We start from the raw sequence: 21,964 nt of genomic DNA, 5'->3' as shown, positions 1-21,964 counted from the left end.
GGAAGGCGTGACCGTTGCGATCAGCCGGCCACCGGCAGCCGCACCGGCCGGGTGACCCGCACCGGCAGGCCCTCGCCGGGGTGCAGCGCCGGGATGCCGAACGGGGTGAGCGTGTCGTACTCGGCGGCCAGCTCCACCGAGCGCAACGCCTCGACCAGCAGCACCTTCAGCTGCTGGGTGGCGAACACGAAGCCGATACACCGCCGGTAGCCGCCGCCGAACGGGACGAACGAGTACGGCGCGGCCTTCCCCTCCAGCCACCGCTCGGGCCGGAAGCGGTCGGGCTCGGCCCACAGCTCCGGCATCCGATGGGTGACGTAGGGCGAGTAGAGCACCATGGACCCCGCGGGAACCCGGACGCCGGCGAACTCGAACGTCGCCGTGACCTTGCGGGTGCTGACCGACGTGGGCGGCCACTTCCGCAGCGTCTCGTTGACGACCGCGTCGAGGTAGGGCATCCGGTTGAGCGCCTCGACGGTGAGCCGCTCGTCGCCCACTACCTCGGTGACCTCGGCCCGCGCGGTCTCCCGCACGGCCGGGTTGGCGATCAGCTCGTGCAGCGCCCAGGCGGCGGCGCTGCCGATCGTGTCGTAGGAGGCGGCGATGAGGCTGACCACCTGGTCCCGGACCTCGAGGTCGGACAGGGCCGGCGCGCCGTTCTCGTCGACGGCGGCGAGCAGGACGTCCAGGACGTCCGGTGGGTCGGACCGGCCGGAACCGGCGCGGCGCCGGGCGATCTCGGCGTTGACGATCAGGTCCGTCCGCCGCCGCGCGGCCTTCGCCCGGTGCCACCGGGTGCCGGGCAGGTCGATCTTGAACTGCCGCCACACCGGCAGGTTCACGTAGCCGATCGTGGTGTCCAGCGCCGCGCCCAGCTCGTCGGCCCGGTCCAGCTGGTCGCCGAACAGCGAGCGCACGGTGATCCGCTTGATCGGCCGGCGCAGCGCCTCGAGGGCGTCGACCGTACCGCCGGAGGGCCAGCGGGCCAGCTCGGCGGCGAACTCCTCGATCATGATGCCGAGGTGGCGGTGGATCCGCCGCGCGGTGAACGCCGACTGGACGGCCTGGCGGCGGCGCCGGTGGTCGTCACCGTCGCTGACCACCATGGCGGTCTCCCCGTCCACCGGGACGAGGAACGCCATGGCCTCCCGCCACCGGAACAGGTCCAGCCGCTCGGCCAGGATGAACCGGTTGGCCTCCGGGCCCAGCATGGCGACGTAGCGGAACGGCGGGTACCCGAAGCGGACGACCGGGCCGTACCTCCGGTGCAGCAGGCTCAGGCCCTCGGCCGGCACCCTGGCCAGCAGTCGGGCGAGCCGGATTTGCTCCCACGGCCAGCGCGGCCCCGGCGGGGCTGTCACCCGCGCCGCCCCGGGGGTCGCCGATGTTGGCATGTGCCCTCTCCCTTCCGCCGAGCCCTGCTGCGTCCCACCGGCGTCAGCCGGCGGCCGGCTGGCTCTCCTCCAGCTTCCGTTTCGCCAGGCGCAGCTCCTCCCGGACCAGGCCCGGCATGGTGCGCTTCAGGAACGGCTCGAGCAGCCACCGGAACCCGCGGTTCACCCGAAATCGCTCCGAGCGGATCACCTCCGTGCCGCCCGCCACCGGAACGCACTCGAAGCTGGCCTCGTAGTGGGTGAGCGCCCTGGCGAGGCGGTTGTGCGGTGCCGGCGCCAGCTGGATGTCGACCCGCCGGCCAGGCGTGAGCCGCTCCTGGGAGACCACCTTGGGCCCGAGCAGCCCGGCCAGCCGGGGCCGGAAGGCGAACTCGGTGAGGTGGCCCTCCCGCCGCGACCACAGCACCGGGCGGATCTTCTCGTCGATTTCCTGGTAACGCTCGATGTCCATCACGAACTCGAGGACGGCCTCGGGCGTCGACCGGATGAACATGGTGGTTCGCGCGTCGATCACGCGACCGACGCTACGGCGGCGCCGACGGTGTGCACAAGCTCTCCACACCGGACGGACCGGTGGCGGAATCGTTGCCACGACAGGGGTTTCACCGCGCGGGCACGACGTGGTAGGCGCCGGGGTCGAACCGCCGGGTGCGGCGGTGGAACGTCCAGGAGTAGCCGGGCCAGACGGCGACGTTGCGCCCCTTGCCGTCGAGGAACCAGCTCGTGCAGCCGGTCAGCCACACCTTGTCGGTGCTGGCCCGCTGGATCTCGGCGAAGTACCCGTCCTGGACCTCACGCCGCACGTCGACCGCGGCCCACGACCGCGCCGCCATCGCGGCCACCGCGTCCGCGACGTAGGCCTGCTGGGACTCCAGCATGAACAGGAACGAGGTGTGCCCCACCCCGCTGGTGGGTCCGCCGATGCAGAACAGATTGGGGAAGCCGGAAGCCGTGACCCCGAGGTAGGCACCGTGCTCGGCGAAGTCGGCGGCGAGGTCCTGGCCGCCGGCGCCGTGGATCCGGGCGAAGTCGGCCCTGCCGGTGACCTGGAACCCGGTGGCGAACACGACGACGTCGGCCGGCCGCTCCTCCCCCGACCCGCTGACCACCCCTCCGGCGGTGGTGGCGACCACGTGGTCGTTGATCACGTCGACGTCGGGGCGGGCCAGCGCCGGGTAGTACCGGTTGGACAGCAGCACCCGCTTGCAGCCCAGCTCGTACCGCGGCGTCACCCTGTCGGCCAGGTCCGGGTCCCGGATGGCCCTGCGGATGTTCCACCGGCCGAGCGCGCGCGCGACCCGGTTCAGCGCCCCCGGCTTGGTCAGCACGGCGTGCCGGGCCTCGGAGCCGACGAACGTGAGGGCCCTGCGGGCGGTCTGGCTGACCGGAAGGTGCCGGTACAGCCAGCGTTCCGCCCCGGTGACCCGCCGGTTGGGATGCGGCAGCACCCACGCGGGCGTGCGCTGGTACACGTCGAGGTGGCCGACCCGGTCGGCGATCTCCGGGATCAGCTGGACGGCGGAGGCGCCGGTCCCCACCACGGCGACGCGCCGGCCGGTCAGGTCGACCCCGTGGTTCCACTCCGCGGAGTGGAACGCCGCGCCGCGGAACCGGTCGAGGCCGTCGATCGGCGGCACGAACGGCTGGGACAGGAACCCCAGCGCGAGGACCAGGACGTCGGCGCTGAGTCGGCCGGCCGAGGTGGTCAGCCGCCAGCGCGCGGCCGTCGCGTCCCACCGAGCCCGACGGAGCTCGGTGTGGTAGCGGATCACCTTGTCCAGGTCGAACCGGGCGGTCACGTCCAGCACGTAGTCCTGGATCTCCGGTTGCAACGGGAACGTGGTCGACCAGGCCGCGTTGGGGGCGAACGACAGCGAGTAGAGGTTCGACGGGATGTCGCACTGGCACCCCGGATACGAGTTGACCCGCCAGGTCCCGCCCGGGCTCCCGGCGGCCTCCAGGATCACCAGATCCGAGACTCCCTTGCGGAAGAGCCGGACCGCGGCGCCGATGCCGCCGAGGCCGGCGCCCACGATCACCACCCGGTGATGTTCCTCCGTCGTCATGTGCCACCCGATCCCTGGTCGGCGCAACCGGTCCGGCCCGATCGTGCCGGAAGGGGCGGCGTGCGGGGAAGGCGCGTGCGGTCCCGGCCGCGATCAGCCGGACCGGCGGCGGTTGGCCCGCCGCTCCACCTCCACGGCGAACTCCTGCCACGCCTGCCCGCACTCCCTGGCCGCTCGCACGACCAGATCGGCGCAGTGCGCGGGCACGTTGTCCCGCAACCGATCCCAGCCCGCCTCGTCCACTGTGCACACCCGGAGCAGGTGCAGCAGGGTGCGCCCGGACTCGGACAGCCGAAGCGAGGGATCGCCGCGCAGGGTGCGCAGCAACGCGACGTGGTGCCCGTGGTCGGCCGGCCGATTCAGCGGGGTCGCCGCCACGGCCGCGGTACGGCCGGTGCCGCGCGACGCGCCGCGTTGCGTCGGCAGCACCGGGTCCTCGCCGCGCCGCAGCCGGTCCCGCGCGTCCCGCACCGTGGACGCGCACACCCCGGCCTCCGCCGCGACCTCGCGCAGCGACGCGTCCGGCCGGACGGCCAGCAGCCGGCCGGCCTCTCGGTGCCGGTGCGCGCCGTCCACCGGACGCAGCCGCCCGTCCCGGCCGCGCCGGGTGTGCGACTGGGGACCTTCCCCACTCGAACGCCGGCGGATGGCGCCGACCGTCTTGTGCGCCAGCCCGGTGAAGGCCGCGATCGCGCGGTCCGACCACTGCGGGTGGGTGGCGATGATCCGGCGGACCGCCGCGGTCCGATCCTGCCGCGACAGCGGGAGGCCATGCGCGATGTTGGCCTCCACGGCGAAGACGAACGCCTGCTCGTCGTCGCACTCGACGAACCGGGCCGGGATGGTGTGCTGCCCGCGCAGCACCGCGGCCAGCACCCGGTGGGTACCGTCGATGACCCGCATCGTCCTGCGGTTGACCAGGATCGGCGGCAACTCGGCGCCGGACTCGGCGAGGGTGCGAACGTGCTCGTGGTCCTCCCCCGACCGGCGGGGGAGTCCGCTCTCCGCAGGGCGCGGAGGTCGACCATCTCCACCGGGCGGTGGGACAGGAGGGCTTCCGTGTCGACGACTGGCCGCCGGTTCATTGTCAGGTTCCCATCGATCCGACAATCCACCCCAGGTAACGCGACGCGGGAACGCCGAGAGCCAGCCGCGACGACCGACCCGCCATGATCCACGCCGCGCTCGAACTCGGGACACTAGCAGCGGCGCGCACTGCTCTCAACGGATGTCGGAGTGGCGTCACCGCTGCGCCGGACGGAGCGGTGGCGGTCGTGTCGGAGAGGAAGCATGCCTACACCGAACGGCCGACGCGGCGTGGTCCGGGAGCCCCTGCGGGACTCCCGGACCACCTGTTCACGGGTTCAGTGCCGGGAGAGACTGTTTCGACCAACGGCACCCCGGACGTCAGCCGCGGTCGTCGCGGAAGGTCGGGAGGGCGAGCGCCGTCGCCGCGGCGACGAGCAGGACCACCGCGCCGCCGAGGAAGGCGCTCCGGTAGTCCACCGTCGCTTGTGGACCGCCGGCGGCCGCGAGCAGCGCGGACAGGCCGAGGGCGCCACCGACCTGCTTGGTGGTGTTCATCAGGCCGGAAGCGGCCCCGGCGTCGGCGGCGGGGACCCCGGCGGTGACGGTGGCGGTCAGCGGAGTGTTGAGCAGCCCGCCGCCGCTGGCGAGCAGCAGTGCGGGGCCGAGGACGCCGGCCAGGTAGCCGCTGTCCGGGGTGCCCCGGCTCTGCCAGGCGAACCCGGCGGCGGCGAGCAGGGCGCCGGCGACGACCAGCGTGCGGCTGGTGAGGTGGCGCAGGAGCCAGGGGGTGACCCGCCAGCCGACCACGACCGTCAACAGGGTGTGCGGGAGGAAGCCCAGCCCGGTCCTCAACGGGCCGTAGTGCAACGCGTCCTGCATGAAGAAGGTCAGGAAGTACCACATCGCGGCCTGGAAGCCGGCGGCGGCGAGCAGCATCACGACGTTGCCGACCGCGAGGCCGCGCCGGCGGAGCAGCCGCGGCGGCAGCACCGGCTCGTTGGCGAACCGGGCCTCGACCACGACGAACGCCGCCAGCACGGTGAGCCCGGCGGCCGTCGCCGTCAGCGTGCGCTGGTCGGCCCAGCCGTGGTCCCGGGCGGAGGCGACCCCGAGGGTCAGCGCCGCGAGGCCGGCGGTGGCCAGCAACGCTCCCGGGACGTCGAGCCGGCCGCGGCCCGGCCGGGCGTCCGCGCTCAGGACGCGGAGCGCGGCGACCAGCGCCATTCCGCCGGCCGGCACGTTGACCAGCAGGGTGGCCCGCCAGGACAGGTACTCGGTCAGCACACCGCCGAGCAGGCTGCCCGCGGCCCCGCCGGCCACGCTCGTGGCCGTCCAGATCGCCAGCGCCCAGGTGCGCCGCGACCCCTCGGCGAAGGTGGTCGTGACCAGGGTCAGGGTGGCCGGGGCGAGCACCGCGCCGCCCATCCCCTGCGCGGCGCGGGCGGCGACCAGCACGGCTGGATCGCCCGCGACGCCGCCGACCACGCTGGCCACCGTGACGACGCCGAGCCCGGCGACGACGGCGCGCCGCCGGCCGTACAGGTCGGCCAGCCGACCACCGAGCAGCAGGAGGCCACCGAAGGCCAGCAGGTACGCCGTGGCCACCCACTGGGCGCCCGCGGGCGTGAGGTCGAGGTCGGCGCGGATCGACGGCAACGCGACGTTGATCACCGAGACGTCGAGCACCACCAGCAGCTGCGCCACGCAGGCCAGCGCCAGGACCGCGCCGGCGCCCCGGCGCTCCCCCACCACCGGCGTGGTCGCCCCCGCTCGGACCATCGTCGCCACCTCCCGTATGTGATACAGTCGTATCACATACGGGTGTACCACAACGGGATGAACGTCGGCGGTGTTCCGCTGACCTCCCGACCGCCGCCCGGCTCAGGCGCGGACGTGGCGGGTGATGACCCGGCCGAGCAGCCGAGGCGCCAGGCGCCGGGCACGCCAGAGATACCGGGCGCTCCGGCCAGGGAAGAGGAACAGCGGCGGTCGGGGGCTCGCCAGTGCCCGGTCGACGGCGTCGAGCACGGCGGCGGGATCGGCGCCGGTCCGTCCACCGAGGACGGTCGGGTCGGCGGCGCGTACCCCGTCGGCCAGTGGCGTCTCCACGTGGTCGGGGCAGGCGCAGACCACCCGGACACCGGTGCCCGCGGTCTCCTGGGCGAGCACCTCGCAGAACGCGGTCACCGCGAACTTCGACGTCGCGTAGGCGGCCAGCCGCGGTGAGGGGACCCACCCGGCGATCGAACCGAACACGAGCAGGGTCCCGCGACCGCGGTCCACCATCGCCGGCACGGTCGCCCGCGCGACGTGCACGGTCCCCAGGTAGTTGACCTCGAGCACCCGGCGCAGCTCGTCCAGCGGCTGGTCCAGGGCCCTGCCCACCCGGCACAACCCGGCCGCGTGCACGACCAGCTCGATCGGACCGAGCTCGGCCGTGGCCGCGGCGACCGCCTCCCGCACGGCGGCCTCGTCGGTGACGTCGCACGCGTACGCCCGCATGCCGGGTGCGCGGCGAGCGGTGCGCGCCAGGTTCGCGCCGTCCACGTCGAGCGCCGCCACCGGGGTGCCGGCGGCGGCCAATCGCAGGGCGGCCAACCGACCGAGCCCGCTGGCTGCCCCGGTCACCAGTGCCGCGCCACCTCGCCCGCCCGTCATCCGATCACCTCCGCCTCGCCGAACGTCATCTCCATCCGGCCGATGCCGCTGGTGGCGAGGGCCGTTGTGGGCAGCCCCATCCGGCGGAGCTCCTCCGCGATCGGATGCTCGCCGAGGCGCAGCACGGCGCCACCCGGCCGGCTCCGCACCCGGCCGGCCCGAAGGTCCCAGGGCGTGCGGCGGAGTACACCGTCCTGCCAGGTGTAGGCGTCGACGTTGGTGGCCCCAGCGCGGCCGGGCATCGGGACGCCCGGCTTCACCGTCAGGTCGACGACCAGCTGCCCGTCGTGGCGGACCACGCAGCGCCTGGTGCGCCCGGCCAGTGAGAGGTCGATGTCGGCCAGCACCTTGGGAAAGCCCCAGATCGACCTCCCGGCGTCCAATGTGAACGGTTGGTTGACCGGGAGCCAGTGGATGAAGACCCCGCGCCCGACCGGGGACCGGACGAGGAACGCCACGCCGAACTCGTGGTACGGCCCCAGGTCGCTGTCGACGTAGCGGACGAACACCAGCGAGCAGACCGCGTAGCCGGGGACCGGCTCGGCCACGTCCATCCCGGAGTACGCCAGCACCGCCCGGGCCGCCGGCGCGCGGACCGCGAACATCGCCGAGCAGGCGGTGCCGTCGCGCACCCGCACCGGCATGGTGACCCGCTCGCCCTGGATCAGGTGGCCGTTCGGCACCGCACCCTCCTCACCGCTCGTCCCGCAGGTGCCGGCGCAGGAACGCGAGCTGGTGCTCGATCACCTGGCGGTACCACGGGTTGCCGGGAAAGACGTCGAAGTGGTCGCAGGGGTAGTGCCGCACCTCGGCGCGCCCGGCCGCGCCGGCCCTGGCGGCGGCGTGCGGCGGGCTGAGCCGGTCGAGGTCGGCGATCTGCACCAGCAACGGGGCGCGGATCCGCCGGGCGTGCCGGGTCGGCCGGTACCGGCCGACCTCGAGGGCGGCCGTGGGGTCGATCTCGTTGCGCCAGCTCGGCCCGGCCAACGCGGTGTACGCCTCGAACTGCCCCGGCAGGGACAGTGCCGCGGCCGAGCCCGGCCGGCCGACCAGCGGCACCGGCGGCACGGCCCGGCCGGCCAGCCGGGCGGCCCACCCGCGCGCGGCCACCGCCGCCGACCGGGCCAGCGTGCCCGGCCGGTGGTGGCGGACCGCGTGCCGGGCCGCCGCGAGGCCGTCCACCATCGGCACCAGCGACACGATGGCGGCCACGTCCGGGTCCCGCGCGCCGGCGGCGAGCACGTGGCCGCCGGCCAGCGACGCGCCCCACAGCACGACGCGCCGGGGGTCCACGCCGTCCAGGCCGCGCGCGGCGGCCACCGCGGCCCGGTAGTCGGCCAGCTGCCGGCCGACCGACACCCGCTGCCGGGGCGTGCCGCCGCTCTCACCGAAGCCCCGGTAGTCGAATGCCAGGACGTCGAGGCCGGTGTCGGCGAGCTCGCCGGCGACGGCGTCGAGCCCGCAGTCGCGGGTGGCGCCGAACCCGTGAGCCATGACCACGCAGGGGCGGCCGGCGGCGGTGCGCAGGGCGTCGGTGGTGGCCGCGAACCGTCGCGCGGCGCAGCTGCCCTCCCCCACGGGGAAGGTGAAGGGCGAGGAGGGCGAGGAGGTCATGGGCACCTGCCGTAGATGGTGCGCAGCCAGACGGTCACCAGCGCGTCCTGGAGCTCGCCGGCCGGTGGGCTCGCCGGCCCGCCTCGGGAGAGCCGTTCCAGTGCGCGGTCGTTGAGCTCCAGCAGGACGGTGGCGAGCAGCCGGGCGTCCGGCCCCTCCGGGGCGTGACCCGCCGTGCGCTCGGCCTCGATCATGGTGGCGATCGTGGGCACGAACGACTCGCGGTCGTCGTCCCACAGCGCGCGCACGGTCTCGTCGGCGTCCCTGGCGTCCAGCATCGCGCGGAAGACGTGCCGGTGCCTCGCCCACGTCTCGAACAGTCCGGCGATCGTGCGCCGGATCCGTTCCGCCGGGGTGCCCTCCCCGCTGAGCAGGATCGCGCCGGCGGTGAACGCCTCCTGGTACATCTCGTTGCACAGGGCCGCGACCGCGACGGCCTTGTTCTCGAAGTAGAAGTAGAACGCCGAGCGCGTGACCTCGGCCCTGCGCGAGATGTCCCGCACGTTGATCGCGGCGAGGGTGTCCTCGCGCAGCAGCTGGTCGAGCGCGGTGAGCAGGGCCCTTCGCCGCTGGTCCCCGCGGTTGGGCGGGCGGCGGTCCAGGACGTGCTCGGCCGGGGTCACCGGGCCCTCCCCGCGAGCGGTACCGGGCCGTGCTCCCGCACCCGACGCCAGCCGGCCGGCAGCTCGCGGGCGCGAATGTCGTGCTCGTAGACGAAGTAGTCGACCTGCTGGGTGTGCCGCGGCCGGTCGGCGAAGTGTCCCACGAACCGTTTCTCGTCCCGGGCGATGACGCGCCACATGTCCCCCTCCTCGGGCGGCCGGTAGGTACCGGCGAGATAGGCGGCGAGCAGCCGGGCCTGGCATTCCACGAACGGGAAGAGGGTCGGCGTCGCCTGGGCGAAACCGACGAACGCGAGGTCGTCGAGGCCGGGCTTGAACATGCGCTTGTACAGGGGGAGGCGGTTGTCCGGAGCGCTGAGGAAGTCGGGATCGAAGAACGGGAACGAGATGTTGTAGCCGGTGGCGTAGACGATGACGTCGAAGTCGGCGGAGGTCCCGTCGGTGAAGTGCACCCGCATGCCGTCCAGTCGACGGATGTCGGGTTTCGCGGTGACGTCGCCGGACCCGAGCCGCAGCGGCAGTTCCTGCGACTGTGTGGGATGCGCCTCGAGGAAGTGGTGGTTCGGGGTGGGCAGGCCGAACCGTTCCGGCCGGCCGGTCAGCAGGACCGGGCTCTTCCGGGCCAGCCGGCGCTGCCAGGACAGCGGAAGGTACGGGCTGGTGGCGAAGAGCCGGTCGGCGGGGATCCCCATGATGTACTTCGGCACGATCCACGCGCTCGACCGGGTGGACAGGACCACGGTGTTGTCCAGGAAGCGCTGGGACAACTCGACCGCGATGTCCGCCGCGCTGTTGCCGATCCCGACGATCAGAACGCGTTGACCGGACAGCCGCAGCGGAGTCTCCGGGTCGACGTAGTCGTGCGAGTGCATCGACTCGCCGGTGAACTCGCCGGGGAAGCTCGGGAACCGCGGGTCCCAGTGATGGCCGTTCGCCACGACCAGGACGTCGAAGCGGTGCACCGCGCCGTCCCGCGTGGTGATCTCCCAGCCACCCGCCGGCAGCCGGTGGGCGTGCTCCACCGCCGTGTCGAAGCGGATGTTGTCCTTCAGCCCGAAGGCCTCCGCGTAGCGCTCCAGGTACTCCTTGATCTGGGAGTGGTGCGGGAAGTCGGGAAAGTGCTCCGGCATCGGGAAGTCCTTGAAGGACAGTCGGTGCTTGGAGGTGTCGATGTGCAGCGAGCGGTACGCGCTGGACCGGCCGTTGGGGTTGCCGAAGGCCCAGTTGCCGCCGATCCGGTCCGACGACTCGAAGCACTCGTACGGGACGCCGTAGTCCGAGAGCATCTTGCCGGCGCACAACCCGCTCAGCCCCGCGCCGATGACACACGTCCTGGGCCCGGTCATGCCTCGGCGCTCCGCGATGTCGTCACCTCTCGCACGCTACGTCCCGGCCTGACACGTGTCAAGAAATACGAACACCTGTCGGCAACCCTCGCGACGGAGTGCCGCCGCACGGGGCGGGATCGAGCACGCCCCAGCGCGAGGCGCGGCGCCGTTCGAGGAGACCTCGGGATCACCTCGGGATCGATTCGGGAGATCCTCAGGGATTCCTCGTGGATTTCTCAGGGATTCCTCGAAACGAGGGCGAGCACGACATCCCGCGCTCTATCCTCGCGCCCATGCGCATTCGCCGGATGTCACGGATGATCACGGTTCTCGCGATGGCCCTCACCACCGCCCTCGCCGGCGCGGTCGAGAGTGGCGCTGAGGAGAGCGGACCGCCCGACCGGCAGTTGCTGTTCTACAACCACGCCTACGGGGTCCTCGACCGGGAGACCGCCGACGCCGTCGAGCACTCCGCCTACCTGCGGGACTTCGCCAACTTCGAGGTCCGCACCACGACCGGCGCCGGCGGGGTGACCTGGACCGGCCGGTACCTGATGGGCCGGGAGACCTACTTCGAGCTGTTCGGGGTCGGCGACCTGCCCGGCAGGGACGGCACGCTGGGCACGGCCGGGATGGGGGTCTCGACCGAGAACGCCGGCGACCTGGCGACGGTGATCGAGCGGCTGCGGGAGCTCGGGGTCACCGAGCCGTTGGAGCTCCTCCAGACCCGGGACTTCGGCGACGGCGTCCCGGTCCCGTGGTTCGACGCCGTCCTCACCACCGACCAGTACGACAAGTTCGGCATGTGGGCGATGGAGTACCGGCCGGAGTACTTCGCCGACCCGCGCAGCAAGACCGAGCCGGCCAGCCATCCCGGCGACGTCGGCAGGGAGCGGTACCTGCCCGACGACTACCGGGACCATCTGATGCGTGACGTGACCGGCATCCACGTCGCGGTCACGGCGCGGGACGCGGCCAACACCGTGCCGTTGCTGCGGGCCGGCGGGTTCGTCGTTCAGTCCGTTCCGGGTGGTGGCGTCGTCGCGCTGCGGGGTGGCACCACGATCTGGCTCGACGCGGTTCCACTCGACGAGGTGGGCCTGCGGCGGGTCGACATGTCACTCAACCGACCCGTGTCCTACCGGCACGAGGAGCGGATCGGCCGGTCGACCCTCGTCGTCGGCCCTGGCAGCCGCGCGGTCTGGGCCTTCGGCGACCCGGCATAGGGCCCTGTCCGCTGTCACTCTTCCGGCCGGTTCCGTGGGACTGCAGCGCGGGTGCAGCGGCGCTGCAGCGCCGCTCGACACGCTGTTCCCGCTGTCCGACCAATCGGAAAGAGAGACAGATGCGGAAACTGCAGCGTGTGCTGGCCGTGATCGGGGCCAGCGCGGCGATCACGGCCGGCATGGCGACGGCGGCCCAGGCCGCCGGCACCGCCGACGCCCCCACGAAGAGCGAGCGGACCGGTGCCACCGCCGAGTACAACGGAAAGATCATCGACCTGTCGCAGGGGTGGCAGGGCGCCACGGTCTGCGTCGAGCAGGTGGCGGGCGACGTCGACTTCCGGTGCTACGACGAGGTGTCGACCTACCGCTCGGCCGAGGCGCTTCCCCAGGCCGAGCCCGAGTTCGGCGTCTTCGCCAAGTCCGACTGCCCCTCGAACAACCTCTGCCTCTGGGCCAACAAGAACTACCGGGCGGCCATGGTCCGGTTCGTGCGGCGCGGCACCCACCACCTGGATGACGTGGACTTCCGGGACAAGGCCACCAGCGTCTACAACCGGCGCACGTCGAACTCGGACCTGATCGACTCCCGCTCGTTCCCGGTCCAGGACCGGGTCTTCACCATCAAGAACGGTGGTTCCATCGCCGACCTCGGGCTGATCCACTACCCGGGCGGCGGCCACTGGAACAACAAGATCGACATCGTCCGCCTCAACTGACGGCCGCGTGCGGGGCGGGGCTCCCGGTGACGGCACCGGGAGCCCCGCCCCGCTGCGCCCCGACCGGAAGCGCGGCGACACCGCTGCGCAGCCGGTCGAGCAAGCGCGCGCACGCCGCGATCTCCGCGAGGTTGCCGACCCGCCGGAACACCGCCAGCGCGCGCTCGACCGCCGGCACCGCGCGCGTTCCGTCGCCCGCGGCGGCCCGCACCTCGGCCACCCGCAGCAGCGTGAAGGCCGCGCAGCGCTCGTCCTGGAGGCGCTCGAAGACGGTCAACGCACGGCCCAGGTCACGCAGCGCCGTCCCGACGTCGCCGCGCCGCTCGTGCAGGCCGCTCAGATTCCGCAGGACCGTCGCCTCCCGGTGCCGGTCCCCGCTCGCCTCGGCCAGCCGGAGGGCCTCGGCGAACCACGGGGACGCCTCGTCGAGGCGTCCCCGGGCGAGGAGCACCATGCCGACGCCGTTGCGGATCTGTGCCTCGCCGGGGTGCCCTTCGACGCCGGCCATCAGGTCCAGCGCCGCCCCGGCGGAGGCGAGCGCGTCGTCGTACCGGCCGGTGAGCCGGTGCACGGTGGCCAGGCCAGCGAGCGCCGCCGCCTCGCCGTGCGGGTCACCCACTTCCCGGTACAGCCGCCGGGACCGCCGCAGCGCCCGCACGGCGCGGTCGTAGTCGTCCCGGTAGAGCTGGACCTGCCCGAGCCCGCGCAGCAGGGCGGCCTCACCGCGCCGGTTTCCCGCCGACGCCACGGCCCGCAGCGCCAGCGAGTGGCCGTGCTGCCAGTCGTCGTGCAGGCTGCGGTGGTCGTGGTAGGGCACCAGTGCCGAGGCCAACTCCCAGGCGAGCTCGTCCAGTCCCCAGTCGACGGCCAGCTCGACCGCGCCCAGCAACGCCACCCGCTCCGCGTCGAACCAGGCCAGCGGGTCGGCGAGGAGCCGCCGGGCGTCCGGCCCGAGCGGGAACCGCGGCGCCCTCCCCGGGGGCGGGCCGACGACGCTGGGCGGCAGCCCCTCCTTCGCCCGCTCGGCGAGGTGCAGCCACGCCCCGAGCACCCTGCCGACGGCGGCCCGGCGCGCGTCGAGCGGGTCGCCGTCGGCGGCCTTCATCGCGTAGTCCCTGAGCAGGTCGTGCAGCCGGTACCGCGGCTGCCCCGCGATGTCGGTGCCGACCGCGGTCAGCAGGTTGGCGTCGAGCAACTCGTCGAGCACCTCGTCGGCGTGCGGCCGGTCGAGGAGCGGGCCGGCGACCCAGCCGGGGAACGTCTGCGCGCCGAGCAACCCGAGCCACCGGAACGCCTGCCGCGCCGGGTCGGCCAGCATGCGAACGCTCACCTCGAAGCTCGCCCGCACGCTGGCGCCGCCGACCCGGAGCTCACCGATGCGGCGGGACCGGTCCGCGAGGCGGTCCCGCAGCACCCCCAGCGACCAGCCGGGCCGACCGGCGAGCTTGCCGGCCGCGATCCGGATCGCCAGCGGCAGGAACCCGCAGAACCGCACGATCGCGTCGGCCTGCTCCGGCTCACCGGCGACCCGGTCCGCGCCGACGACGGTGGCCAGCAGCTGCCGGGCCTCGTCCGCGCCGAACACGTCGAGGTCGAGGGACCGGGCACCGGACAGGTCGGCGAGCCGGTGCCGGCTGGTGATCAGGACGGCGCACCCGGCGGTGCCCGGCAGCAGGGGGCGCACCTGGGCGGCGTCGGCGGCGTCGTCGAGCAGGATCAGCATGGCGCGCCCGGCCACCCGGGAGCGGTAGAGCGCGGCCCGCTCGTCGAGCCCGGCGGGGATGGCCGCGCCGCGCACGCCGAGGGCGCGGAGCAGCTCCGCCAGCATGGCCGCGGGATCGCGGGGCGCGCCGGAGGTCCCGGCCAGGTTCAGGTAGAGCTGGCCGCCGGGGAACTCCGCGGCGACCGTGTGCGCGGCCCGGACGGCGAGCGTGGACTTGCCGACCCCCGGCGCGCCCGCCACCACCACGGGTGGGCACCGGGCGTCGCGCAGCATCCCGACCAGCGCCTCGTGCTCGATCACCCTGCCGGTGAAGTCGGGGACGTCGCGGGGCAGTTGGTACACGGGCGGTGCCACCGCCGCCGGCTCCACCGCGACCGGATCGAGGTGTCGCTCCGGGGCGGTCGGCACGTCGAGCGCGGTGTCGGCCCGCACGATCCGTTCGTGCATCAGCCGTAGCCCGGGGCCGGGATCCACGCCGAGCTCGTCGGCGAGCAGGCGGCGGGTGTCGGCGAAGACGGCGAGCGCCTCGGCCTGCCGGCCCGCCCGGTAGAGGCCCAGCATCTGCAGCTCGCGCAGCCGCTCCCGCAGGGGGTGCTCCCGGGTCAGCCGGGACAGCTCGGCGACCACGGAGGCGTGGTCGCCCACCTGGAGCTCGATCTCCATCAGCTCCTCGACCGCGGCCATCCGGCTCTCCTCGAGGCGGGCCCGCTCCACCACCATGGGTTCGGCGTCGATGCCGTCGTAGGCCGGCCCGCGCCAGAGCCGGAGCGCCGCGTCGAGCCCCCGCCGGGCGGCGGCGAGGTCGCCGGCGGCGTTGGCCGCCCTGGCCTGCGCGACCGTCCGGCTGAACGTCCAGCTGTCCAGCTGCTCGGGCGCCAGGCGCAGCTGGTAGGAGGTGCCGGTCGACTCGAGCAGCCCGGTCGACTCCATCTGCTGGAGCGTGCGGCGCAGGTCGCCGACGTACTTCTGGACGAGGTTGACGCCGCTGCGGGGCGCGTCCGTCCCCCACACCACGTCGATGATCGCCTCGCGGCCGACGCGCCGGTTGGCGTGCAGGAGCAGCGCGGCGAGCACCCGCGACCGCTTGGCGGCGCCGAAGCCGACCTCGTCCCCACCTCGCCAGCCGGTGATCGGCCCGAGCACCCCGAAACGCAGACCCGCCACGGTCGTCCCCCGATGTCCCCACAGTGTCGTCGAGCAGCGTCTCGGTGCGCGGGTGACCGCGTCGCCGGTGGTGCCCGCCGCACCGCGGTGCCACCATGAGTCGCTGACATGACAGTGCTCATCCCCCGGGGCCAAGGCAATCGGCACCGGGTGCGAAGTAACCGAGATCACACTGACTTGGTGCCGGCTCTCGCCACCGGACGGACGAGACTCCCGGCTCGGGTTTCCCTTCCGGGCGGACTCGCCGAGTCGCTGATCCAGCACGGCATGGAGCGCTTTCCGCCTGTGTCGGCGCGACCGTTTCCGAGAACGTGTGCGAGTTCCGTCGACGCGCCACGGAAGCGGTACCGCCTTGGATATCGCCCCACCACCCAACTGTCGACCTTGTTCGATATCAGCGGTACTCGGGAACATCCAGACCTGCTCGGCGGTGGTCAGCTCGACGCTCTCCCGCTGGGCGGCGACGTCCGACTCCCAGTGCTGTCAGGCGCGGGCGGGCTCGGTGGGCCGGAACCACCGGCGGAGCGCCGCGCGGAGGCCGTCTCGCGCCGCCGAGCCCGCCCGCGGTGTCGCGGATGCCCAGGCGACGTAACAGTCCGGCCGGAGGAGCAGGGCGGTGACCGCGGGCGAGCGACCCCCGGGGCGTGCGGTGACGACGTCGACCTGGTCGTCCCATTCGGACACCGCCTCCGCCAGGGACTCGTCCTCGGTCAGGTCGAGCAGCAGCGGGCGCGCGGTCCTGGTCAACTCCGCCAACCGGATCGTCCCGTTCGGAGTGTGCAGCTCCAGGTCGGGCGCGAACCGGCCGACCATCGGATGCGCGTCGGGAACGCCCATGTCGTAGCGGACGTCGCTGCCGTCGACCTCCCTGGCGAGCTTCCAGCCGAGGTTGACCGCGTCCTGCAACCCGAGGTTGAGCCCTGGCCCGCCACCCGCGGCGTAGACGTGTGCGGCGTCGCCGACCAAGAACACCCTGCGGTCGGCGAACCGCTCGGCCACCCTGGTGTTGCCCCCGCTCAGCCGGCGCAGCACGTGCGGCCCCTCCCCGGTGGGCGGGCCGAGCGGCACGTCGGCGCCGAGCACCCTGGCGACGCTCGCCCGCAGCTCGTCGAGGCTCACCGGTGCCTCGGTCCCGGGTTGGTCCCATTCCGTGGTGCTGATAAGCGGCGGCTGACCGGGAAACGGCGCGTACGAGAAGCCGCCACGCTCGGTGCGGTGCGGCAGGAACGGCGCGACGGTCCCGTAGCCGGGCACGGTCAACCCACCGGTGGTCGGATCCACCCACTCCCCCGGGACGGTGGCGTGCGCGGAGCGGAGGGTGGTTCGGTCGTAGCTGACGCCGGGGAACCCGATGCCGCACAGCTTGCGGGTGACGCTGTGCGCCCCGTCCGCGCCGACCAGGTAGCGGGTCCGCAGCACGTACGTGCCGTCCGGGCCCGTGACCTCCACGGTGACCGCGTCATCGTCCTGCGTCAGGCCGATCACCTCGTGTCCCCGTCGGATCTCCGCGCCGAGCTCGCGGGCCCACTCGTCCAGGGCCTGCACGATGCGCCGCTGGGGCACCGGCAGGCCGTAGATCGGGCTCTCGTCCAGCAGGCTCAGGTCCAGCGCCATGGCCGCGAACATGACGTAGGCGGAGTTCGGCCGCGGCGGGCCGGGACCACCGCCCAGGCGCTCGACGAGGCCGCGCCGATCGACCATGCGCACGACCTGGCCCAGCAGCCCGTTCGCCTTCGGTTCCTCGCTCGGCGCGGCCAGGCGTTCCAGCACGATCGGTCGGACGCCGGCCAGGCCCAACTCGCCGGCCAGCATCAGCCCGTTCGGGCCGCCGCCGACGATGACGACATCAGTGGTCACGGTGAGTCTCCTTGTCAGGACGCACGAGGGCAGCGGGATCGGTCCGGCACCGGCCGGGCGAGGTGGATGGCGGATGAGGGGGTTACGGGACCGGGAGCCCCTTGGTGAGCTGGTCGAACACCTCACGCAGGACCGGGGCGAGTGGGGCGGGTGGCTCGGCGCGCAGGCAGTGCTCGATGGCCACCGCGCTGGCGGCGCCGACCACCGCGGCGACCAGTTTCGGGTAGACGTCACGCATCCCGTCGGTGCCGGTGCGCTCGGCGATGGCCTCGGCCAGCTCGTCCTGGGCCGTCGCGTTGGCCTTGGCGAACGCGGCGGCCAGTGCCGGTTCGGCCAGCATCAGCCGGAGCCCGTCTCGCCAGCGCTGGTCACTCGCCGGCGCGTCCTCCGTGTCGTCCCCCGGCACGAACTGGGTCCGCACCGCGCCGGCGAGCGCGTCCCACAGTGGCTCGGTGGCCGGCCGCGCGCGGAGCTCGTCGGCGATGCGCCGCGCGCGCTCGAGGTGGCTGGCCGCGATCGCGTCGGCCTTGCTGGAGAAGTAGTTGCGGAACGTCCGCACCGACACGTTCGCCGCGGCGGCGATGTCCTCCACCGTCACGTTGTCCCACCCACGCTCGATGCACAGCCGGATCGTCGCCCGGCTCAGCGCGACGCGCGTCGCCCGCTTCTTGCGCTCCCGAAGCCCGATCTCCGCTGCCATGCCAGCCACCGTAGCAGAACTTGCCGAAAGCGCAAAGATGCCGAATCGGCAAGTTTCGAGTCACCTGATGGAGCCCGCCCTGTCCGAGGCACCGCCGGTCAGCATCGAGAGTCCGGGCACCCACCGTCCGTCCTGATCGGACGGTTTCCTGTCGTGTCGGCCCTGCCTTCGCACGCGGAGACATCCCCGCGCATTTCCTACGTCACCGCTGTTGTGGGCTCGAGGAGGGGGTCAGGAGTCGGCGCAGGGCGGCGAGGACGGCGTCCGGCGCCTGCTCCATCACGAAGTGCCCGGCGTCGTCGATCACCGTGAGCTCGGCGTCGGGGATCCGGGTGGCGAGCTCCTCGGCGATGGTGGTGCGGAGGTAGGTGTCCGCGGTGCCCCAGATGATCGCCGTGGGGCATCGGATCGTGCCGAGACCCTCGGCGAGCTCCGGGCGGGCGGGGACTTGGTACTGGCCGAAGTAGTGCAGCAGCCAGCGGGCACCGTCCTCGGTCGACATCCAGCCGAGGTAGCTGTCCAGCGTGTCCCGGTCGACGATGCCGGCACGCAGTGCTTGACGCATGCCCACCCGGTTGATCGTCGCCAGTGGCAGCAGCCTCGCGAACGCGCCGGCGAGCGGGCCGCGGCCGAGCAGGCTCACGAGGGAGAAGATCGCGTACCACGCCGGCGCGAAGGTTCGGTGGGCACGGCTGTTGAGGATCGCGAGCCGGCGTACGCGAGCCGGATGCCGCTGTGCGAAGCCGAGGGCGAGAAAGCCACCGTAGTCGTGCCCGAACAGGTTGCACCCGTCGATGCCCAGCGCGTCGAGGACGCGCCCGAGGCGGTCGACCTCGGTGTCGTAGTCGAAACGCAGGTCGGTTCGCCGTTCCGACTCGCCCCAGCCGAGCCAGTCGAGCGCGAGAACGCGGTGGTGCTCGGCGAGCCCGGGGAGCTGGTGCCGCCAGGAGAGGTGGTTGGCCGGGTAACCGTGCAGCAGCACGATCGGTTCGGCGGAGGGGTCGCCGAGCTCCGCGAAGGCGAGCCGGGCACCGTCGACCCGCACCGAGCGCATCGTGTCGGACCTGCTCATGTCCGACCTCCGCTCGAGCCAGCCCTTCCGCCGCGGAGCCCGCGCCACCGCATGGCGAGGTAGGACGGCCAGGCCCGCGGGCGGCGAAGCAGGGTCGTGACGATCACCAGTGGATCGAAGTAGGCGACACGCTCGGCGATCAGCCCGTCCTTGGGCGTGATCCGGTCGACCAGCGGCCACTCGATGGGGCCACCGCCGAGAGTGCCGTGCAGCCGGCCCCAGATCAGCACCTGGCCCGATCCGCTCGCCCATCCGTGGACCTCGAAGCGCAGGTCCGGGATCAGGGTCATGATCCGCCTCATGAACTGGTGTGCCTCGTCGATGCCGCGGGTGTTCGCCTCCATCGGATGGACCAGGCGAACGTCGGGATGGAGCAGCGGTGTGAACGCATCCGGGTCCATGGTGCTCCACGCCTCGGTGAACCGGGCGACGATGTCGGCGGCCTCACCATCGGTTCGCTCGTCGAGCTGGGGCATGGTCGTGCTCCTGTGTCGTCGTGCTCCCGTGTCGTCAGTGGACGGTGGATGGACGGTCGCCGAACGGCGCTCGGCGGATCCACCGGAGGAACCGGCCGTAACGGCGGAGCTGGCCAGCGGCCGAGCCAGGGCGCGTCGACCTGCGCCCGCCGAGCCGGACGGACAGTCGTGGCACCGGCTCGGCCGCCATCGCGCTCACCTCCACACTCTTGCAATGATTGCAAGAGTGATCGAATCTTAGCAGGTGCCGGGAGTTCTTACAACGAGTACAGAAGCGTCGTGGTGGCGACGCTGTCCTCGGTGGAGCACACGTGATCAGGACCCCACACAAGTCCGTCCCAAGATTCAGACCTGCGCGCGAAGGGTTACGACTCGACCGCGCGACGCAGCCCTTCGCCCGTTGAGTCGACATTGCCGAGATGGTCGCGGATGGTGCGGTTGACCAAGTCGGGGTGTTCGTCGGTGATCCAGTGGGTTGCGTCCGGCACGTCGACGAACGTCAGATTGGTGACGTAGCGGTCGAGCCCTCGGTGGGAGGCGGGACGGATCCATGTGTGTCGTTGCCGGCATGCATCACCAAGGTGGGCACGGTGACGGTGAGCGGGGAGATGTGTCGGGCCACGTTGCCGTTCGCCGGTGTTCCGTCGGGTGACTCGGGTCCTTGGCCTTCGGCGTGGAACCAGCGCAGCGCTGCCGCCAGTGCTCCGGGTTCCTGCCAGCTCTGGATGTACCGGGCGAGTGTCTCGGGGTGAATGAAAGGTTCGTCGAGCGCGGCGCGGAGTACGGCGAAGTTTTTCGGTCTCACGCCAAGCGAACTGCGGAAGCCAGCCCTGCGGCGTCAGCCGTCCGCTGCCTCGGGATCGCTGGTGTTGCGGCTGCCGTACCGGGCACCGTTGTGCCAGGACGGTCTTTTCGGTCATCTCGCGGCGACGGCGGTACCCGGGGTGGAGGAATGGCGTGCCGGGGCCTACCGGCGCACGTTACGTCTGCCGCGTGGTCACGGCATCGTCGCACTGCGTCCGCGGCCCGAGTACATCAACTGCCGGCTGACCCTCACCGACCTGCGGGACGTGTCCACCGCGATCGCCCGTTGCCGGTGGCTGCTCGACCTCGACGCCGACCCGGTCGCCGTGGACGACCTGCTCCACACCGACTCGGTGCTCGCGCCACTGGTGGACAAGGTTCCTGGCCGCCGAGTGCCCCGCACGGTGGACGCCGACGAGTTCGCGGTGCGCGCCGTGCTCGGGCAACAAGTGCCCACCACAGCGGCCCGCACGCGCGCGACGCGCCTGGTCGTCGCCCACGGCCACCCGATGTCCGATCCGGCAGGCGGCCTGACCCACGTGTTCCCCGACGTGGCGACGCTGGCGACCCTCGATCCCGCCACGCTCGCCGTCCCACAGGCCCGCCGCACGGCACTCTTCGCGTTGATCGACGCCCTGTCGCGGGACGAGATCGACCTCAGCGCCGGGAGCGACTGGCGTCAGGTCCGCGCCCAACTCGCCGAGCTGCCCGGGATCGGCCCGTGGACGGTCGAGACCATCGCGATGCGCGCACTCGGCGATCCCAACGCCTTCGTGTCAACCGACCTCGGCATCCGGCGCGCCGCCCGTGACCTGGGCCTGCCCGGCACGCCCTCGGCGCTGGCCGAGCGTGCGGCGGCGTGGCGGCCGTGGCGCGCGTACGCCGCGCAACACCTGTGGGCGACCAATGACCACGCCATCAACCGGCTTCCGGCCGGAGGAAAGGACTGCTCATGCACCGAAGGCACACCACCGTGAACAGCCCCGTCGGGCCGCTCACCCTGGTCGGCGTCGACGGAGCCCTGACCGGCCTTCACATGGACCGCCAGCGGCACCGCCCGCCGCAGGAGACGTTCGGCGAGCCCGACGCCGCACCGTTCGGCCCGGTCATCGAGCAACTGGCCGAGTACTTCACCGGCACCCGTCGAGAGTTCGACGTGCCGATGAGCCTGACCGGAACACCGTTCCAGCGCACGGTGTGGGCGGCACTTCGCGACATCCCCTACGGCGAGACGGTGTCCTACGGCGAGCTCGCCGAGCGGATCGGAAGGCCGACCGCCGCGCGGGCGGTCGGCCTGGCCAACGGCAAGAACCCGATCGGCATCATCGTGCCCTGCCACCGCGTCATGGGCGCCACCGGCCACCTCACCGGCTACGGCGGCGGACTGGAACGGAAACAACTCCTGCTCGACGTCGAACAACGCAACACGGTTTGCTCACCACCAACACCCCTGTCCCACAGTCCAGCATTCGGTTACTGAGTTCGTTCGTGTTCGGGTTGGGTGACGTTGTGGG

Annotated in this window: 20 protein-coding genes; 4 read left to right on the top strand and 16 right to left on the bottom strand. The window is 72.8% G+C overall.

Annotated elements, in window-relative coordinates:
* Positions 1–20: 20 nt before the first annotated feature.
* From BM051_RS14285 to BM051_RS14240, 10 genes are all read right to left on the bottom strand, one after another.
* The gene (locus BM051_RS14285; RefSeq protein ID WP_092530619.1) at positions 21–1,394 is read right to left on the bottom strand and encodes a cytochrome P450; all 1,374 of its coding nucleotides are present in this window, start codon (positions 1,392–1,394) and stop codon (positions 21–23) included.
* Positions 1,395–1,437: 43 nt separating this feature from the next.
* Positions 1,438–1,908, bottom strand: a complete 471-nt coding sequence (locus BM051_RS14280; RefSeq protein WP_243859626.1) for an SRPBCC family protein — start codon at positions 1,906–1,908, stop codon at positions 1,438–1,440.
* An 88-nt stretch (positions 1,909–1,996) separates the two neighbouring features.
* Positions 1,997–3,460 (bottom strand): flavin-containing monooxygenase, encoded by a 1,464-nt coding sequence (locus BM051_RS14275; RefSeq protein WP_092530618.1) that lies wholly within the window; start codon positions 3,458–3,460, stop codon positions 1,997–1,999.
* 93 nt (positions 3,461–3,553) lie between these two features.
* Positions 3,554–4,363 (bottom strand): cell cycle transcriptional regulator TrcR, encoded by an 810-nt coding sequence (locus BM051_RS14270; protein WP_243859625.1) that lies wholly within the window; start codon positions 4,361–4,363, stop codon positions 3,554–3,556.
* 504 nt (positions 4,364–4,867) lie between these two features.
* Entirely contained in the window at positions 4,868–6,268 is a 1,401-nt protein-coding gene (locus BM051_RS14265; RefSeq protein WP_092530617.1) for an MFS transporter, read from the bottom strand.
* 102 nt (positions 6,269–6,370) lie between these two features.
* Entirely contained in the window at positions 6,371–7,147 is a 777-nt protein-coding gene (locus tag BM051_RS14260) for an SDR family NAD(P)-dependent oxidoreductase (RefSeq protein ID WP_092530616.1), read from the bottom strand.
* On the bottom strand, positions 7,144–7,830 hold the full coding sequence (locus BM051_RS14255) for an acetoacetate decarboxylase family protein (protein WP_243859624.1): 687 nt from the start codon (positions 7,828–7,830) through the stop codon (positions 7,144–7,146). Before BM051_RS14255 ends, BM051_RS14260 begins: the two co-directional genes overlap by 4 nt.
* A gap of 10 nt (positions 7,831–7,840) precedes the next feature.
* On the bottom strand, positions 7,841–8,761 hold the full coding sequence (locus tag BM051_RS14250) for an alpha/beta hydrolase (RefSeq protein ID WP_092530615.1): 921 nt from the start codon (positions 8,759–8,761) through the stop codon (positions 7,841–7,843).
* Positions 8,758–9,384 (bottom strand): TetR/AcrR family transcriptional regulator, encoded by a 627-nt coding sequence (locus BM051_RS14245; protein WP_092530614.1) that lies wholly within the window; start codon positions 9,382–9,384, stop codon positions 8,758–8,760. Before BM051_RS14245 ends, BM051_RS14250 begins: the two co-directional genes overlap by 4 nt.
* Complete coding sequence (locus BM051_RS14240; protein ID WP_092530613.1) at positions 9,381–10,730, bottom strand: flavin-containing monooxygenase; 1,350 nt, start codon at positions 10,728–10,730, stop codon at positions 9,381–9,383. Before BM051_RS14240 ends, BM051_RS14245 begins: the two co-directional genes overlap by 4 nt.
* Positions 10,731–11,005: 275 nt before the next feature.
* Here BM051_RS14240 and BM051_RS14235 point away from each other — a divergent pair, with 275 nt between their 5' ends.
* Together BM051_RS14235 and BM051_RS14230 are read left to right on the top strand one after the other, a co-directional pair.
* Positions 11,006–11,938 carry a DUF5829 family protein gene (locus tag BM051_RS14235; RefSeq protein WP_243859623.1) on the top strand — a complete coding sequence of 311 codons (933 nt, stop codon included), beginning with the start codon at positions 11,006–11,008 and terminating at the stop codon, positions 11,936–11,938.
* 119 nt (positions 11,939–12,057) lie between these two features.
* Positions 12,058–12,654 carry a peptidase inhibitor family I36 protein gene (locus BM051_RS14230; protein WP_092530611.1) on the top strand — a complete coding sequence of 199 codons (597 nt, stop codon included), beginning with the start codon at positions 12,058–12,060 and terminating at the stop codon, positions 12,652–12,654.
* Here BM051_RS14230 and BM051_RS14225 read toward each other — a convergent pair.
* From BM051_RS14225 to BM051_RS30350, 6 genes are all read right to left on the bottom strand, one after another.
* The gene (locus tag BM051_RS14225; RefSeq protein ID WP_166677758.1) at positions 12,647–15,541 is read right to left on the bottom strand and encodes an AfsR/SARP family transcriptional regulator; all 2,895 of its coding nucleotides are present in this window, start codon (positions 15,539–15,541) and stop codon (positions 12,647–12,649) included. The two genes, BM051_RS14230 and BM051_RS14225, sit on opposite strands and share 8 nt — an antisense overlap.
* 483 nt (positions 15,542–16,024) lie before the next feature.
* Complete coding sequence (locus BM051_RS14220) at positions 16,025–17,398, bottom strand: FAD-dependent monooxygenase (protein WP_092530609.1); 1,374 nt, start codon at positions 17,396–17,398, stop codon at positions 16,025–16,027.
* Positions 17,399–17,480: 82 nt separating this feature from the next.
* Positions 17,481–18,098: a TetR/AcrR family transcriptional regulator gene (locus BM051_RS14215; protein WP_092530608.1), complete on the bottom strand. Its 618-nt coding sequence runs from the start codon at positions 18,096–18,098 to the stop codon at positions 17,481–17,483.
* Between the two features lie 202 nt (positions 18,099–18,300).
* Positions 18,301–19,170, bottom strand: a complete 870-nt coding sequence (locus BM051_RS14210; RefSeq protein ID WP_166677757.1) for an alpha/beta fold hydrolase — start codon at positions 19,168–19,170, stop codon at positions 18,301–18,303.
* Positions 19,167–19,646 (bottom strand): nuclear transport factor 2 family protein, encoded by a 480-nt coding sequence (locus BM051_RS14205; RefSeq protein ID WP_092530607.1) that lies wholly within the window; start codon positions 19,644–19,646, stop codon positions 19,167–19,169. Before BM051_RS14205 ends, BM051_RS14210 begins: the two co-directional genes overlap by 4 nt.
* Positions 19,647–20,011: 365 nt before the next feature.
* Positions 20,012–20,134, bottom strand: coding sequence for a hypothetical protein (locus BM051_RS30350; protein ID WP_279587057.1), 123 nt, complete (start codon positions 20,132–20,134; stop codon positions 20,012–20,014).
* Between the two features lie 264 nt (positions 20,135–20,398).
* Here BM051_RS30350 and BM051_RS14200 point away from each other — a divergent pair, with 264 nt between their 5' ends.
* Both BM051_RS14200 and BM051_RS14195 read left to right on the top strand, forming a co-directional pair.
* A complete protein-coding gene (locus BM051_RS14200) occupies positions 20,399–21,427 on the top strand; it encodes a DNA-3-methyladenine glycosylase family protein (protein ID WP_092530606.1) in 1,029 nt (342 codons plus the stop codon).
* The gene (locus tag BM051_RS14195; RefSeq protein WP_092530605.1) at positions 21,403–21,930 is read left to right on the top strand and encodes a methylated-DNA--[protein]-cysteine S-methyltransferase; all 528 of its coding nucleotides are present in this window, start codon (positions 21,403–21,405) and stop codon (positions 21,928–21,930) included. Before BM051_RS14200 ends, BM051_RS14195 begins: the two co-directional genes overlap by 25 nt.
* The last annotated feature ends 34 nt before the right edge of the window (positions 21,931–21,964 follow it).

The sequence above is a fragment of the Amycolatopsis arida genome, assembly GCF_900115565.1.
Taxonomy (GTDB): domain Bacteria; phylum Actinomycetota; class Actinomycetes; order Mycobacteriales; family Pseudonocardiaceae; genus Yuhushiella; species Yuhushiella arida.
Note: the sequence above shows the minus strand (reverse complement) of the source record. Positions and strands in the feature narration are given on the sequence as shown.